This is a genomic window from Henriciella litoralis, assembly GCF_002088935.1.
GTDB classification, from domain to species: domain Bacteria; phylum Pseudomonadota; class Alphaproteobacteria; order Caulobacterales; family Hyphomonadaceae; genus Henriciella; species Henriciella litoralis.
Map to the genome: position 1 here is coordinate 2,591,235 of NZ_NCSS01000006.1, position 15,829 is coordinate 2,607,063.

At 59.8% G+C, this 15,829-nt stretch carries 13 protein-coding genes; 3 read left to right on the plus strand and 10 right to left on the minus strand.

The genetic code is table 11. The features are described from left to right. Nucleotides 1-189: 189 nt before the first annotated feature. The 4 genes from ffh to B8783_RS16375 all read right to left on the minus strand — a co-directional run bounded on the left by ffh (nt 190) and on the right by B8783_RS16375 (nt 3,912). Nucleotides 190-1,665, minus strand: coding sequence for a signal recognition particle protein (gene ffh / locus B8783_RS16360; protein ID WP_084421175.1), 1,476 nt, complete (start codon nt 1,663-1,665; stop codon nt 190-192). A gap of 192 nt (nt 1,666-1,857) precedes the next feature. Continuing rightward, nucleotides 1,858-2,451 (minus strand): GNAT family N-acetyltransferase, encoded by a 594-nt coding sequence (locus B8783_RS16365; RefSeq protein WP_084421177.1) that lies wholly within the window; start codon nt 2,449-2,451, stop codon nt 1,858-1,860. A 255-nt stretch (nt 2,452-2,706) separates the two neighbouring features. Continuing rightward, complete coding sequence (locus tag B8783_RS16370; RefSeq protein WP_084422155.1) at nt 2,707-3,234, minus strand: carboxymuconolactone decarboxylase family protein; 528 nt, start codon at nt 3,232-3,234, stop codon at nt 2,707-2,709. A 114-nt stretch (nt 3,235-3,348) separates the two neighbouring features. Continuing rightward, entirely contained in the window at nt 3,349-3,912 is a 564-nt protein-coding gene (locus B8783_RS16375; RefSeq protein WP_084421179.1) for a peroxiredoxin, read from the minus strand. A gap of 129 nt (nt 3,913-4,041) precedes the next feature. Between B8783_RS16375 and B8783_RS16380 the strand changes: the two genes are divergently transcribed. Next, nucleotides 4,042-4,947 (plus strand): hydrogen peroxide-inducible genes activator, encoded by a 906-nt coding sequence (locus tag B8783_RS16380; protein ID WP_084421180.1) that lies wholly within the window; start codon nt 4,042-4,044, stop codon nt 4,945-4,947. Here B8783_RS16380 and B8783_RS16385 read toward each other — a convergent pair. Continuing rightward, complete coding sequence (locus B8783_RS16385; protein ID WP_084421181.1) at nt 4,944-6,320, minus strand: dicarboxylate/amino acid:cation symporter; 1,377 nt, start codon at nt 6,318-6,320, stop codon at nt 4,944-4,946. The genes B8783_RS16380 and B8783_RS16385 overlap by 4 nt on opposite strands. 87 nt (nt 6,321-6,407) lie before the next feature. On the opposite strand from B8783_RS16385, the gene B8783_RS16390 reads away from it, so the two are divergent. After that, entirely contained in the window at nt 6,408-8,255 is a 1,848-nt protein-coding gene (locus B8783_RS16390) for an ArnT family glycosyltransferase (RefSeq protein WP_233355833.1), read from the plus strand. Here B8783_RS16390 and B8783_RS16395 read toward each other — a convergent pair. From B8783_RS16395 to gyrB, 5 genes are all read right to left on the minus strand, one after another. Then, nucleotides 8,252-8,629 carry a hypothetical protein gene (locus B8783_RS16395; protein WP_233355834.1) on the minus strand — a complete coding sequence of 126 codons (378 nt, stop codon included), beginning with the start codon at nt 8,627-8,629 and terminating at the stop codon, nt 8,252-8,254. The genes B8783_RS16390 and B8783_RS16395 overlap by 4 nt on opposite strands. A gap of 190 nt (nt 8,630-8,819) precedes the next feature. Then, nucleotides 8,820-9,530: a hypothetical protein gene (locus tag B8783_RS16400; protein WP_139792399.1), complete on the minus strand. Its 711-nt coding sequence runs from the start codon at nt 9,528-9,530 to the stop codon at nt 8,820-8,822. A gap of 250 nt (nt 9,531-9,780) precedes the next feature. Next, the gene (locus B8783_RS16405) at nt 9,781-10,134 is read right to left on the minus strand and encodes an endonuclease domain-containing protein (protein WP_169711828.1); all 354 of its coding nucleotides are present in this window, start codon (nt 10,132-10,134) and stop codon (nt 9,781-9,783) included. A gap of 1,361 nt (nt 10,135-11,495) precedes the next feature. After that, nucleotides 11,496-12,449 (minus strand): hypothetical protein, encoded by a 954-nt coding sequence (locus B8783_RS16415; protein WP_084421185.1) that lies wholly within the window; start codon nt 12,447-12,449, stop codon nt 11,496-11,498. Between the two features lie 12 nt (nt 12,450-12,461). Further along, the gene (gene gyrB / locus B8783_RS16420) at nt 12,462-14,885 is read right to left on the minus strand and encodes a DNA topoisomerase (ATP-hydrolyzing) subunit B (protein WP_084421186.1); all 2,424 of its coding nucleotides are present in this window, start codon (nt 14,883-14,885) and stop codon (nt 12,462-12,464) included. Nucleotides 14,886-15,161: 276 nt separating this feature from the next. On the opposite strand from gyrB, the gene B8783_RS16425 reads away from it, so the two are divergent. Further along, nucleotides 15,162-15,734, plus strand: coding sequence for a hypothetical protein (locus B8783_RS16425; protein WP_139792400.1), 573 nt, complete (start codon nt 15,162-15,164; stop codon nt 15,732-15,734). The last annotated feature ends 95 nt before the right edge of the window (nt 15,735-15,829 follow it).

Here is a 15,829-nt window from a genome sequence, read left to right on the forward strand (position 1 = left end):
AGTGGCCCGCGTCGAAATAACTTGGCGGATTAAATACGGCATAGCCGATCATCGCCGTTATCGCTGCCACGAATATCGCTGACAGCGCCTTCAAGGGCATTAAACTCGCGCTCCAAGCACCACAGCCGGGGCATTTGCTCGCATCGTCGGAACGTGCGGTATGGCAGAGTTTGCAATGGTTTGAGACGGTCACTTCTTCTTGTCCCCACCAAGACCCGGCAGACCACCAGGAAGTCCGCCCGGCATGCCGCCGCCGAGGCCGCCCATGCCGCCGGGAAGGCCACCCTTGCCCATCTTGGCAAGATCAGCCGGAGACACGCCAGCGCCGCCGAGCGCGCCCATCATGCCTTTCATCCCGCCGCGCGAGACCTTCTTCATCATGTCGGCCATCTGGCGGTGCATCTTCAGCACCTTGTTGACGTCAGACACATCGACGCCGGCGCCAGCGGCGATCCGCTTGCGGCGCGAAGCGTTGAGCAGGGCTGGTTTGGCGCGCTCTTTCTTCGTCATGGACGAAATGATCGCTTCCTGGCGTTTCAGCACATTGTCATCGAGATTAGCCGACGCCATGGCTTGTTTCGCTTTCTTGGCGCCGGGCAGCATGCCCATAATGCCGCCAAGGCCGCCCATTTTCTGCATTTGTTTGAGCTGGTCGCGAAGATCGTCGAGGTCGAACTCGCCCTTGCGCATCTTCTTGGCCATGCGCTCGGCTTTTTCAGCGTCGAGCTGGTCGCCAGCTTTCTCCACCAGCGAGACAATGTCGCCCTGACCGAGGATACGGCCGGCAACGCGCTTGGCATCAAAGGCATCGAGCCCGTCGAGCTTTTCGCCCGTGCCGAGGAATTTGATCGGCAGGCCCGTGACCGCGCGCATCGAGAGCGCAGCGCCGCCGCGCCCATCGCCATCCATACGCGTCAGCACAAGGCCGGTCAGCGGCAGGCGCTCATGGAAGCGGCGGGCCGTCTCGACAGCATCCTGACCGGTCAGCGCGTCGGCAACGAGGAGGGTTTCCTTCGGCTCAGCGATCTTCGCGATCTCAGCCGCCTCGGCCATCATCTGCTCATCGATCGAGGTGCGGCCTGCGGTATCGAGGAAGACGACGTCATGGCCGCCGAGCTTGGCCGCCTGCAGCGCGCGGCGCGCGATCTCAGCCGGGGACTGGCCCTTCACGATTGGCAGTGAGGTGACGTTCGCGCCCAGCTGGTCTGCCAGAATGGCGAGCTGTTCCATCGCGGCTGGACGGCGAACGTCGAGTGAGGCGAGGAGGACCTTTTTCTTGTCGCGTTCAGACAGACGCTTGGCGATCTTCGCCGTCGTGGTCGTCTTACCAGAGCCCTGAAGGCCAGCCATCATGATGACGGATGGCGGATTGTCGACGCGAAGGCCGGTATCGGCGTTTTCGCCGCCGAGCATTTCTACGAGGCCATCATGGACGATCTTGACGACTTGCTGACCCGGCTTCACCGAGCGGATGACTTCCTCGCCAACCGCGCGTTCCTTGATCTTGGCGATCAGGTCTTTCACGACTGGCAGGGCGACGTCAGCCTCGAGCAGGGCGACGCGGATTTCGCGAAGGGCCGACGTAACGTCCTTCTCCGACAGGGCGCCGCGCCCGGTCAGTCCATCGAATATACCGCCAAGGCGGTCTGTTAGCGCGTCAAACATCGCGTTACTCCTTGCTGTCCTGCCAATATATGACAGGTAGGCGCTCGGTACGTATCGCGCAAAGCATGAGAGCCCCGCTGAGCGAAAATTCGCCGGGCGGGGGCTTCGCCGGGCTCTCGTCCCGGAAAAGTGCGCTTCATGTTTTGCGCGGATTTGAGGCGCGTAAAGCACGCCCAGCCATTTAAATCAAGGCTATTGGGCCGGATGATGCTCATCAATGCGGGCGCTAATGCCCACCATCGCCCTGCGGATCTCATCAGAGACAAGCGAGTAGACGGCAATGTCGGCCCAGGTCCCGTCTGAAAAGGGGGTGTGACTGCGCAGAGTGCCTTCAAAGACCGCCCCAATCTTTTCAATTGACCCAATTGCCCGCTTGTTCCGCGTTGCAATCCACCACTCGACGCGGCGCGCCCGCCACTGGAAGGCCCGTTTCAGCATCAGGAACTGGATGTGGTCGTTCACGGATGTGCCGCGCAGTTCCTTGCGCAGCCATGTATAGCCAATACGCGTGCGGCGGTTCAGCCGGTTGGGGGCCAGGAAGGCGGCGAGGCCCACCAGGCTTTCGGTTTCAATATTAATCGCCGCCAGCCCGAGACCGGTGCCGAGTTCTGCCATTTTGAGCGTGTGATCGAAGTAGGCATCGAAGTTCGTGCCGGTCGCGATGACCGGCATGGACGACCACATATGGTCCACGGCGTCAGTTTTGCTCAGGATGTGGCGATGAGCTTCGGACAGCGGTTCGAGCCGGATAAGACGGGTGGAGAGGCTGGGAGCGCCAAGTTCCATTGTTCTGTGTGACCCCTGTGATGCGTTCTCACAGACCTGGCCAGACAGGCAAAGATCCGAAAACCATCAGAGTTCAGATTACGCCACCAGAAGAAAAATCCAACTACATCACCAAATTTAAAAATTTGAATTCATCACCACACCGCCGCCGATCTTCGCTTTTCTTCGGAAAATACAGAAGATTATGACCAGCCAAGAAGCTGGCGCGAGCCCAAAAGAATCTGAGGCTACGGCCATTGGCTGGCCAAATTTCGATCAGGCGACCTGTTCAGCGGCGAGCACGCAAGCGACCGCGTTGACCACCGAGGCGATGCGGATGGCGGCCTGTATCTGCTCGGACGTGAACCCGGCCTTGCGCAGTTCGGCCTCATGGGCGTCGAGGCACATGCCGCAGCCATTTACAGCCGAGACGGCCATTGAGAAGAGTTCGAAATCGGGTTTCTCGATCCCCGGCGCGCCGATGACATTCATCCGCAGGCGCGCGGGCAGCGTCTTGTACGTCTCGTTCGAAAGCAGGTGGATCGAGCGGTAGTAGACATTATTCATGCCCATGATCGCAGCCGCAGCTTTCGCAGCCTTCGCCGCTTCGGGCGAGAGCCGGGCCTCGGCCTCTGCACGCATGGCGCTGATGATATCCGCAGTGCCAATCGCGTAGGCGCAGGCCAGCATGCAGCCATATTTCTGCTGATCGTTGAGGATCGTCTCATTTGAGAGCGAGCCGATATTCAGCTTCAGATCCTTGGCATAGTCGGGCAGGGCAGATTTCAATGTATCGATAGACATGGACATTCCTTTTCGGAGCATCAGAAAGCCCCACCCGATGCCGCTATGGGCTGCCGGGCAGGGATTTCCTTATCAGTCGCGGCCGGTGCTGTTCGCAACTGGCCGCGCGGGTGCTTACTCGGCTGCGATGTTCAGCACGTCGCCGCCGACGGCGCGGTTGCACGGGCAAAGCTCGTCGGTTTGCAGACCGTCAAGCACGCGCAGCGTGTCCTGAGGGTTACGGCCAACATTGAGATTGTTGACGTAGACGTGCTGGATCACATTGTGTGGATCAACGAGGAACGTCGCGCGATAGGCAACGCCTTCTTCCTGGTTGCGCACGCCGAGGCCGTCGACAAGCGAGCCATTGGTGTCAGCGAATTGCCAGATTGGCAGTTCAGCCAGATCCGGATGGTCGCGGCGCCAGGCCAGCTTTACGAACTCATTGTCCGTCGAGCCGCCGAGCACGACACAGTCGCGGTCCTCGAACTCTTCGCCAAGACGGCCAAATTCGGCGATCTCGGTTGGGCAGACAAAGGTGAAATCCTTCGGGTAGAAGAAGATGGCCTTCCATTTGCCGGCAAAGCTGTCGCGCGTCAGTTCTTCGAATGCGCTTTCGCCGTCCTGTTCGTGTTTCATGAATTTCGGCTTTACGCCGACGACTTTGAAGTCTGGGAGGTGGTCGCCAATTCCTAGCATCTGAGAGGGTCCTTTTTTCGGTTAGGAGCTATGCGTGTTTGCAAAGCTCAATGATGTTGTTCTGCTGGGTCGCATGCTTGGATGCACAAAACAAATTGATAATTAAAATCCCTTTGATAGACTCCCTCTATGCATCTACCGACCCTTAGACAATTGCAGTTCCTGTGTGCGCTCGCTGACGAAAGATCGTTTTCGCGCGCTGCCGATGTCTGCAATGTTACACAGCCCACACTGTCTTCCGCGATCAAGGAAATCGAAACGCTTCTGGGCGTGCAACTGGTCGAACGTGAGGCGCGCGGCGCGTCGCTGACAACAGCGGGACAGGAAGCGGTCAGCCGGGCGCGCAGCATCCTGTCGAGCGCGGCGGACCTTGTGTCTGCGGCCCACCAGGCCGGTGCGCCCCTGTCCGGTCCTTTTCATCTCGGGGCCATCCCGACGCTTGCGCCTTATCTCCTGCCGCGGACGGTCTCGAAGCTTCGCGAAGATCATCCGGACCTGAAACTCTATCTTCGTGAAGATCAGACCGATCGATTGCTCGACGGGTTGCGTAGCCGCACCATTGATGCCGCCCTCATCGCTCTGCCATGGGACACGCGCGGTATCGAAACCGAGATACTGGGCGATGACGAGTTCCTCTTCATCTGTCCGAAAGGCCATCCGCTTTCCAGCGCCAAGCATCTTGTACCTGATGACATCAGCGGGGAGGATGTTTTGCTGCTGGAGGATGGCCACTGTCTGCGCGATCACGCGGTGTCTGTCTGCTCGCTCAACGGGCCACGCAACGGCTCCGACATCGGCGCGACGTCTCTGGCAACCCTCGTCCAGATGGTGGCGGGCGGCCTTGGCGTCTCTCTATTGCCACGGATCGCGGCAGATGCAGGCGTCACGGCGGGCACGGATGTCATGCTCCGTGATTTCGACACACCGGTGATCGGTCGTCAGATCGGCATTGCGTGGCGGTCAGGTTCCCCGCGTGAGGCCGAGGCCAAGCTGATCGGGGCCTGCGTGCGCGAAACGCTGTCGGCGAGACCCTAGGGGTCGCCGGTGAGTGTCCGGTCAATCTCTGCGGTCGTATTGTCCTCGGCGAGATAGACTTCCTCGTCGAATTCACCTTCCCATTTGGCAACGACCGTGGACACGGCGAGATCACCAGTGATGTTTGTCACCGTGCGCATCATGTCGAGAAGGCGGTCAAAGGCGAAGAGCGGCGCCAGGATTACAAACATCTGGTCTGGCGTGGCGCCGACAACAGCGAGCGTCGTCGTTGCGAGAAACAGGCTGACGGATGGAATGCCGGCCGTGCCGATGGACACAAGCGTCGCCATCACGGCCACGGTGAAATACATGCCGATAGAGACATCGATACCAAGCGCCTGCGCGGCGAAAAGGGCAATCAGACCCTGATAGAGCGCGGTGCCGTCCATATTAATCGTCGACCCGAGCGGCAGAACCGACGACGCGACGGGTTTGCCGATGCCGAGATTCTTCTCAGCAACGCTCATCGTGACGGGCAGTGTGGCGCTCGAAGACGAGGTTGAAAACGCCACAAGCTGCGCGTCCGTGATCCCTCTGAAGAACGGTATCACAGGTAGGCGCGCGACGAACTTTATGAGGAAGCCGTGGGTCAAAAGCATGTGCAGGATACAGGCGAGGTAAAGCGCGACCGTCATCAGCATCAGCGATGAGACGACGCTGAACCCCTGATCTGCCATCACCCAGGCCATCAGCGCGGCAACGCCGAAGGGCGCCGTTTCCATAACGATCAGGGTGAGCTTCAGGATCGCTTCAGCGCCGGAATCGAAAACCGCTGCCACAGGCTTTCCAGCTTCGCCGGCCAGGAGAATACCAATCCCGAACATGATGGCGAAGAAGATGATCGGCAGAACATCGCCGTTCGCCATGGACGAAACGATATTGGTCGGCACGATTGAGAGAATGGTGCGCATGATGGACTCGTAGACGCCGACCTGTTCCAGCGCGCCGCCGCCTTCCAGCCGCGCCTGCGTCTGCGCAATCTGTTCAGGGGTCACTGAGGAGAGATCATAGCCTGCGCCAGGCTGAAAGATTGTCCCCATCAGCAGGCCGATTGTCACCGCGACGGCGGTCGTCACCATGTAGATGCCAATTGTGCGGCCACCGAGACTGCCAAGTTTCCTCGGGTCACCAAGCGCCAGCACACCAGAGACCAGCGTCAGGAAGATGAGCGGCACGACCAGCATGCGGATCAGGTTCAGGAAAAGATCGCCGAGCGGCTTGAAGATCGCTGCGATTTCCTTTGACCGGGCGATGCCTGCTTCTTCACCCATCGAAGACATCATGCCGTAGCGAACCGCCGCGCCGATGATGAGGCCGATCACCAGCCCGATCATCACACGCTTCCAAAGATCCATCCGAAACCAGGCTTTCATGCCAGCTACCCCTTTAAAGCCATTCGATGCCTGCAGCGTAGAGTGCGTTTCCCCGAAATCAAACCGGCATATGATAAAGCACCGCGCTTGGACGTTTCACCGCCGCACATTCCAGTCTACAACCTGTTCGCAATGACGTGGATAGATCGACTTTCAACTGGCTGGAAAGCCTGGGTCCTGTTGTTCGCGCTGACCATGTCGGCGGCGGCACCGGGTGTGTTCAACCTGCCGGCGCTGGACCGCGACGAGAGCCGCTTTGCGCAGGCCTCGAAACAATACCTCGAGACCGGCGACTATATCACCATCCGATACCAAGATGAGTATCGCAACAAGAAGCCGGCTGGCATCCACTGGCTGCAGGCAGGGGCAACGGCCGCGTTCGGTGAAGGCGAGCATCTCGATATCTGGACCTATCGCGTGCCGAGCTGGATCGGGGCGGGGCTGTCGGTGCTCGCCTGTTTCTGGCTGGGCATCGCTGCGATCGGGCGGCGGGCGGCCTTTGTCGGCTCGGCGCTGTTCGGCTCGAGCCTGTTGCTGACGTCTGAAGCGCATATTTCAAAGACAGATGGCGTGCTCGTCTTCCTCATCACGCTGGCGATGGGGTGTCTGGTCCGGCTTTACCTTCGCAAGGACAATGACAAGCGCCTCGCCATTGCCTTCTGGATCATTCATGGGGCAGGCTTCCTGATCAAGGGCCCGGTGATCTCGCTGGTCGCGGGCATGGCGATCCTTGTGCTGTGGCTGTGGGATAGGCGCGACGCCAAGTGGCTCAAAAGCCTCGGCTGGTGGCCGGGGCCGCTGATCACGGTGCTGATGGTGCTGCCATGGTTCATCATGATCCAGATCGCGACGCAGGGCACGTATGTTGAAGGCGCGGTCGGCAAGGATCTGAAAGACAAGCTGGTCTCTGCCTCCGAGGGGCATGGCGGTCTGCCGGGTTATCACCTGATGCACCTGCCAGCCTGGTTCTTCCCGGGCATCCTGTTGATGGTGCCGGCCGTTGTGCTGGTCTGGCGCTATCTGCGTCACAAGACTTTGGAGTCGCTTGGCGATGTTGATCGGGACGGGCTCAAATTTCTCGTCGCGTGGTCGCTGACGACGTGGATCTTCTTTGAGCTCTTGCTGACCAAGCTCAGCCATTACATCCTCCCGGCCTATCCGGCCTTCGGGTTGCTCTGCGGCTGGGCGGCGATCCGGATGATCGAGGGTGCGCGCGTGCCGGTCTCGCGTTACGTGTCGGCAGCGCTCTTCTTCATTGGCGGCGCGGCGCTGGTCGCGTTTACCTCACCCTGGGCGATCGAAGCGCTTCAGGTGGACAAGGCGGGCGACTTCAAGACGGTCGCGACGGACACTGTTCTGGCCCAATGGGCGGGGTCTACCGATTACCCAATGTTCCTCTGGTGGATCGGGCTCGGCGCCGTTCTGCTCGGCACGATCGCGATGGCTGTGCGCAAGGTTAGCCTTGCCATAGTGGGCGGCGTTCTGGCCGCCTTTGTGCTCGGCTGGCAGGCGCGGATATTTGTCCTGCCGACGCAGACCTGGGTGCAGGCGACGGAGACGGCAAAGCTCGCCCTCAAAGAGGTTTGCGGCATCCCGCATCAAGATTGCGGCGATGAAGCCGGGCCGGACCGGGTTCTCGCGCTCGGCTTTGCAGAGCCGTCCTATGTGCTGACGCTCGGGACGCAAAACCTGCATCCGCCTGAAACGCCGACCACCTTGCCAGAGGAGGCGAGCGCCTATCCGGTTGTTTATCTCGTCAACCTTGAGAACAAGCGCGCGCAGGTGGATTTCGCTGCCGTGGAAGCCTCTGCCCAAAGCCTTGGCCGGTGCGAGACGCGGTCTGAGCCCTATTACGCGCTCAACTATTCGAACAATGATCCGTCCGCCTTTATCGCGGTGCGCTATGAGGCTGATTGCGGCGCTGGCGCCAACTAGCCGCGGCCGGTCTCATAGCCGCGAATGCGTTCTTCGTCTGACAGGCTCGCCCACCAATCCTTATAGGTGGAGTTCTGCGGCGCCTTGGTCGTCTGATCCGGCGCGCCATCATCCCACCAGACGGGCCCGCGTTCGCCGAGCGCCTCTTTCGCAGCATTGACGGCGCGTTTGGCGGCTTTCAGCTGGCGCTCATTGTTCTGGACTTCCTTCATCTTGCGCCGCGCGGCCATCAGATTTTTGGTCAGCGCTTTGCGGCCCGCCTCGGTCAGACGCGGGTCAGAACAGCGCCAGAGTTTCCCGGCGGCGACGAAATAGCGCCCATCGGGCGTATGAGGATATTCCTTGAGAGACATGGGCTGCGAAGTGGCGCGCAAGCCGCGATCCGTCAAGCCGCGCCTGCATCGGAAGGGGTGTGGGATTGACGCAACACGTGTTGAAAACGTGCCACAGAGGGCGGAACGGGGCGGCGGGTTTTCGAGTTGGTCTGACATACGCGCTGGGATGAGCGCGAGGTAAAAGGTTGGGCGCTGCCGGATGAGGCGCCCAGCCTTTTTTCTTTTGAATTCAGCGCATGCCAAGTGCGCCCGCGCCAGGACCGTCGCGGACAATCATCGCATTTCGGGCTGGAATGGAGAGCGTTGAGAGGCAGGCAGAAAGCTCATCCGGCAAATCCTTTCGCCGCGCACCGGGCGGCCAGCCGGGCCTCAGTGGCGAGAGGCAGATCAGCCGCGAAGAGACACGCTTTGATGTGGAGAGCCGCCGGGCGCGCAGGCGCGCAAGTCGGCGGGCGAGGCGTTCGGGGTTTTCGACGGCAGCGGCAAGACCCGCGATGCGCAAGGCGATCGGGCTGCCGGCCTTGTCGCTTTGGCGCGTGGAGCCGGGATAAGGTTTCGACAGATCAAGAATACGCGGGCCGGGGCCGAAAGCTGGGCGTGCGCCATTTAGCGCGCCGTTCAGGCCGGGGCGGGCTTCGAAGAGGGTGAAGCTCGATTTTTTGATGGAGGTGGCCGTGTTTTCTGAAGCGGGCTTTTTGGCTGTCGCGGCGTCCGTCGCTGCGGCCTCCCCGGCAAGCTCAATCTCTGCCGCTGCGAGCGCGATGACGCGGCGCATCAGCGCCTCGGCCGGGCAAAGCAGGCGCAGGATCAGACAGCGCAACGATTTTGGCAGCGGTGCACCGTTCGGCAACAGCGCGCGAAGCTGCTGAACCAGCGCGGCCAGCAGCACAAGGGCGCGGGTTCGCATGTCGTTCAGGTGGGGCTCGGCGCTGTGTGTCATCCTGCGGGGGAGGATAGGTGTGGGGCTTCGGTGTGGGATGGATTTTTGTTTTGGGGGTGTTTGGGCACACGGGAGGTTGTTGATTTTTCGAACGTTCGCGCCCTCATCCCCGGCCCTTCTCCCGCAATCGGGAGAAGGGGGCGACAGTCGCAACGTCAAGGGATAAACCTTCCCCTCTCCCGGCTGCGGGAGAGGGGGTAGGGGTGAGGGCTGAAAGCTCCGCCTCAAGCACCCTCCTCAAATTTTCACGCTATGCCTTCAACCGCTCAATTTCCGCCCGCACGGCGGTGATCAGATGATCGGGGCTCATCGCGGTCTCAGCCGAAAGCCGAAGAATACGCCAGCCAGCTGCTTCCAGCCGGGCATCGCGTTCCATGTCATTAAGGCGAACATCCTCGCGCTCATGGATGCTGCCATCTATCTCGATGACGAGACGGATCTGTCGGATCGCGAAGTCGACGGTGAGGCCTTCTATGGCCACCTGCCTGCGGACGGCAAACCCTTCCTCGCGTAGCTGACGCAGCGTTTCCCAGGCCTTGCGCTCTGGGAGATTGGCTTGCCTACGCAGGCTCCGTGCGCGTTGTGTGGAGGGATGGTCGGTCATGTGAGCAACTATCGCTCTGGTTGGGGTGGGGCGCAACATTGCGTCTTTCGCCCCCTTCTCCCGATTGCGGGAGAAGGGTTGGGGATGAGGGCTGGAAGGTTTGTGCCGCACGAGAGTTCAGTGGGTTTCTGCGACCGCAGCGCCCTCACCCTGCCCCGTTTTCGGGGCGAAAGCTCCACTGGAGCTTTCGCTGATCCCTCGAACCCCGAATCCGGGAGAGGGGAAGGTTTAGCCCCAAGCCTTGCGCTTATCGCCCCCCTTCTCCCGATTGCGGGAGAAGGGCCGGGGATGAGGGCTGGAAGATTCATGCCACACGAGGGTTCAGTGGATATCTGCTACCTTAGCGCCCTCACCCCTACCCCCTCTCCCGCAGCCGGGAGAGGGGAAGGTCTTATATTTCGCGGGTGTGCACATGTTCCATCTGTTTCAGGCCCTCAAGGCTTCGTAGCCGGTCGCGAAGCGATCATTCGATCCAGTGGATCGAATGAAGGCGGAGAAGGCCACGGTAGTGGCTGCGGCAGAGCCGTGCCTGCGGCAGCCTTGACCGCCTGCAACAGATCGAAAAGGGCTGGCTATGGCCGAATGGCTCGGTGTGCCATTCGGCGTCTTTGCACTCAAATGGTGCCGGGGCCTTGCTGACACGCAACTTTGAATACCTTCCAGATTTCCAACGTCCGATCATTCCCGCGCAGGTGGGAATCTCGTGCGGATGTGTGGTGCTTATGCGGCCTGAGATCCCCGCCTTCGCGGGGATGATCGGTGTCTGGGGCGGGTGTGAGTTGTTTGGTTTGTTTTGAGGTGTTCAGGGCGAGTTGGCGTCTCTGGGTTCAATTGGTGCCGGGGCCTTGCCGACACGCTGCTTTGAGGACCCTACCAGATTTCCAACGTCCGATCATTCCCGCGCAGGCGGGAATCTGGTGCGGATATGTTGTGTTTTTGTGGCCTGAGATCCCCGCCTTCGCGGGGAAGATCGGTGTTTGGGGCGGGTGTGGGGTGTATGATTTGTTTTGAGGTTTTCAGGGCGAGTTGGCGTCTTTGGGCTCAACTAGTGCTGGGGCCTTGCCGACACGCTGCTTTGAAACCCCTTCCAGACTTCCAACGTCCGATCATTCCCGCGCAGGCGGGAATCTCGTGCGGATATATCGTGCTTTTTCGGCCTGAGATCCCCGCCTGCGCGGGGAAGATCGGTGTTTGGATGTTTGATTTGTTTCAGGGTGTCAAAAGTAACACCCGCGGACAACCAGCGCCCAAAACAATCAAATTTATATAAAAGCCCATTAGAGATGTATATAATTAAGGGCGAATTAGCTGAGTGTTACTATGACTTGCAAATTCGTTTGCTATCGCGCGTACGCAGCAATCTAAAACGGCGGAACGTCCTCTGCTATACGTTTCAAAGCGGAAGTCGCGAGTTCCACAGTTGCCAAAAGACGACTTTTTGTCGGTATGCCTCTCTCAAGCAAATCAATGATCAGCTTTTCAAGGGAGAGAACGGTTTCGTGTAATTGTATACCCCGAATGGCTCCGGTCTCTGGGTCAAGACTTTGGCGAATATTGCTTGCGATACTTGGTAAATCCCCTTCCACAAGTGACGCGCATCTATTCACGATTACATGACGCGGATACTGATCAAATAAGTTTTCATTATTTAGGAGAGAGGACAGTATCTTTTGGTTGTCTGTGTAAAACGCACCGTTACTTTCGCGGACGCCCGCATGAATTTCATCTAAAATGGACATGACATCATCCATGTCATGTAAAGAAGACCGATTCTCAGAGCTTTGAATTTCACTTAGTATCTGAGCAACTTCCGACCTTAGTTTTGTGACCTGTTGCTCCACAGTCGACTGATCTGCCGGCGGGCGATATAGGTCAATTGCTATTGAAACTGGTGAATCCGCGCTATTCAAATCAACAGTTTTAATAAATGCCGCAATTTCATTGACGGCCCTATTTGCTTCTTCAACATCAAAACCGTATCGAATTGTTCGAGTTGCTGCGACATCGAAAGGCAATTCGTCGCCTTTTCTAATTATTTGAATAAATGGCTTTTTGGCTGCGTGCCGAAGTGCGAGTTCATAGAAAACGTTAGGGTTGCGACCGGACAAGTCGGCGACGAGCAAGTCGCATTCCAGCACTTTCTCAATAATTTGAGTTGTGATGATACCGGTTTTTTCGATCTTATCGGCGCGAACCACCGTGTAACCAGCCGCTTCGAGAGGCGGAGTAATAATATAGCTTAGCGCACGATCAGCATTTCGGCGTGTTTCAGAGTCTTCTTCCCCAATTGGGGAGATAACGAAGCATTCCGGCATTATCAGTCCTCCCTACACATCCACCTCAGCTTCCAGCGCATTGTCCTGGATGAACTCGCGCCTTGGCTCCACGACGTCGCCCATGAGGCGGGTGAACATTTCGTCGGCTTCGTCGGCGTGGTGGACTTTGACCTGGAGGAGGGTGCGGGCGTTGGAGTCGAGCGTGGTTTCCCAGAGCTGGTCGGCGTTCATTTCGCCGAGGCCCTTATAGCGCTGGATCTTCAGGCCCTTGCGGCCTGAGGCGAGGACGGCCTCGAAGAGGTCGATGGGGCCGTGGACCACGGTTTCGCCGGACTTGTCGTTCCGTAGGACGGCAGGTTCGGTATAAAGCGCGCGAATTTGCGTCGCGTGATTGTTGAGGCGGATCGCGTCCTGGCTGGCGAGGAGGGTGCGGTCCAGCACGGCTTTTTCTTCAACCGAACGCACTTCACGGCGCAGGATCAGGCTGCCATCTTCGAAGCTGCCTTCCCATGTGTCTTCGCCTTCTTCGGCGATGCGGTTGAGGCGTTCGGCAGTCTTGGTGGCGTTGGTCTCGTCCGCGTCTGGGGCGAGCGCGCCAGCGATGGCGGCCTGTTCGACGATGTGGCCAGGGGCGCGCAGCGACAGGCGCCAGAGGGCGGTCTTGAAGCTTGCGGCCTGACGGACGTTCTCTCGGAGGTCCTCGGCGGCAATCTGGGTGCCGTCGCCGAGGATGAGCGCCTCGCCGGTCGTGCCTTCCTCAATGAGGTAATTGTCCATCTCGATATCGTCTTTGAGATAGCGTTCGGACCGTCCGCGGCTGACCTTGTAAAGCGGCGGCTGGGCGATGTAGAGGAAGCCGCGCTCGATCACTTCCGGCATCTGCCGGTAGAAGAAGGTGAGCAGCAGGGTGCGGATGTGCGCGCCGTCAACGTCGGCGTCAGTCATGATTATGATCTTGTGGTAGCGCAGCTTGTTGATGTCGAACTCATCGCGGCCAATGCCGGCGCCGAGCGCCATGATCAGCGTGCCGACCTGGTCTGAGGAGAGCATCTTGTCGAAGCGCGCGCGCTCAACGTTCAGGATTTTACCGCGGAGCGGCAGGATCGCCTGGTTCGACCGGTCGCGGCCCTGTTTGGCAGAACCACCGGCGGAGTCACCCTCGACGATGAAGATTTCGGATTTCGCCGGGTCTTTCTCCTGACAGTCGGCGAGCTTGCCGGGCAGGGAGGTGATGTCGAGCGCGGTCTTGCGGCGGGTAAGGTCACGCGCCTTGCGGGCGGCCTCACGGGCAGCGGCGGCTTCGACGATCTTCATCATGATCATCTGAGCTTCCTTCGGATGCTCTTCGAACCATTCAGAGAGTTTCTCGCCCATCAGGCTTTCGACCACGGGGCGGACCTCGGAGGAGACGAGCTTGTCTTTCGTCTGCGAGGAGAATTTCGGGTCTGGCACCTTGACCGAAAGGACGCAGGTGAGGCCTTCGCGGGCGTCATCGCCGGAGATGTCGACTTTCTCTTTCTTGGCGATGCCAGTCTCGGCAGCGTATTTGTTGATGATCCGGGTCAGCGCGCCGCGGAAGCCGGCAAGGTGGGTGCCGCCATCGCGCTGGGGGATGTTGTTGGTGAAGCAGAGCACCTGCTCGTGATAGGTGTCGTTCCACTCCATCGCGACCTCGACCGTGATTCCGTCTTTTTCGCCAATGGCGTAGATCGGCTCAGGGATGAGGGCGGTCTTCTGGCGGTCGACATGCTCGACGAAGGCTTTCACGCCGCCATCATATTCCAGCACGGTTTCATAGGTCTCAGGGCCGCGCTCATCGCGGAAGACGATGCGCACGCCGGAATTGAGGAAGGCGAGCTCCCGCAGACGGTGTTCGAGCGTCTTGCGGTCATATTCGGTCATGGTGAAGGTCGAGGAAGCGACCATGAAGCGCACGGCGGTGCCGGTCAGCGGCTTGCCATTCTCGCGCATCGGGGAGACGCCGCGCTGAACCAGTGGGGCCTCGACGCGGCCACCATCGATGAAGCGCACGAAGTGTTCGTGGCCGGCGCGGTGAATGGTGAGCTCCAGCCAGTCAGAGAGGGCGTTGACGACGGAGACGCCAACCCCGTGCAGGCCGCCGGAGACCTTGTAGGAGTTCTGGTCGAACTTCCCGCCGGCATGCAGCTGGGTCATGATGACCTCGGCGGCGGAGACGCCTTCGCCCTTGTGCATTTCGACCGGGATGCCGCGGCCATTGTCGGTAATCTCGGCAGAGCCATCGGCGTGCAGCGTGACGGTCACTTCATCGGCATGGCCGGCCAGCGCCTCGTCAATCGCATTATCGACGACTTCGTAGATCATGTGGTGCAGACCCGAGCCGTCATCGGTGTCGCCGATATACATGCCGGGGCGTTTGCGGACCGCTTCGAGGCCTTTCAGGACCTTGATGGAGTCAGCGCCATATTCCGGCATCTCGTCTGTCGTATCGGCCATGATTTCCCCGTTACTTTTTGATTCGTGTAATCGCCTGAAAAATATACAGGATACGGACCGGAAAGGGAAATCCGGGCGGGGATTGGACGGGTTTATTAGTCCATTGAAAACAGGGGCTTGCGGCGCGTCGGGGCGGCGTGTGTAAAAAGTTCGCCAATCAGTCCGCAGATAAAGGGAAAAGAGCGCTTTTCCATACCCCCTGAGGGTGTTGCCCGATTGTGGGCGGCGCCAGTAAACCAGAGGCCAGACTGGCTCTGAGAGGGAAGGAGAATGACGTTGAAACGGACTTTGATTGCGAGCGCGGCCTGCCTCGCCGCGGCGCTGCCTGTGGCGGCTGAGGAGGCCTATCGCTGGCCGATCTGCGATGAGCTCGCCCCGTTGATCGCGGCAGGCGATGAGGAAACGCCGTTCATGAGCCTGTCGGAACAGACGCGGGCGGGCCAGTCCATGGGGACACAGCCGGGGCGGGCCTCGCTTGGCATGGAGCCGTCGCACAAATGCCGGGTCTATATCGCGGGAGATCCAGAGGGCTATGTCGGCGGCGGACCGTGGAATTATTTCTCCTGCCAGCCTTATTGGACATCCGGCGATGACGTCGTTGCGCCATCCGCCATGGTCGCTGAGCGCCAGCGCATTGCCGGGATGCTGGGCACTTGCCCGCAGCTTGCCGACTGGCGCTATACCGCGCCGGAGAACCCGGATGGTCCGCGCGCCGATGAGATGTGGACGAAAGAGGGCAGCGACACGCAGATTGTGGTGGCATCCGAGCGGCAGGGCTCACGCCAGGAAGTGACCTTCTATGTGCGCGCGCCGAACCCGTCCTATACGCCGCCAAAGCCGGTGGAGTAGGGCGCGGGCGTTTGAGGGGCTTTGATGTCTCCGGGCACGCCCTCGTCCTTCGACTTCGCTCAGGATGAGGGCGATTGAGAGGTTGCGGCAGGGCG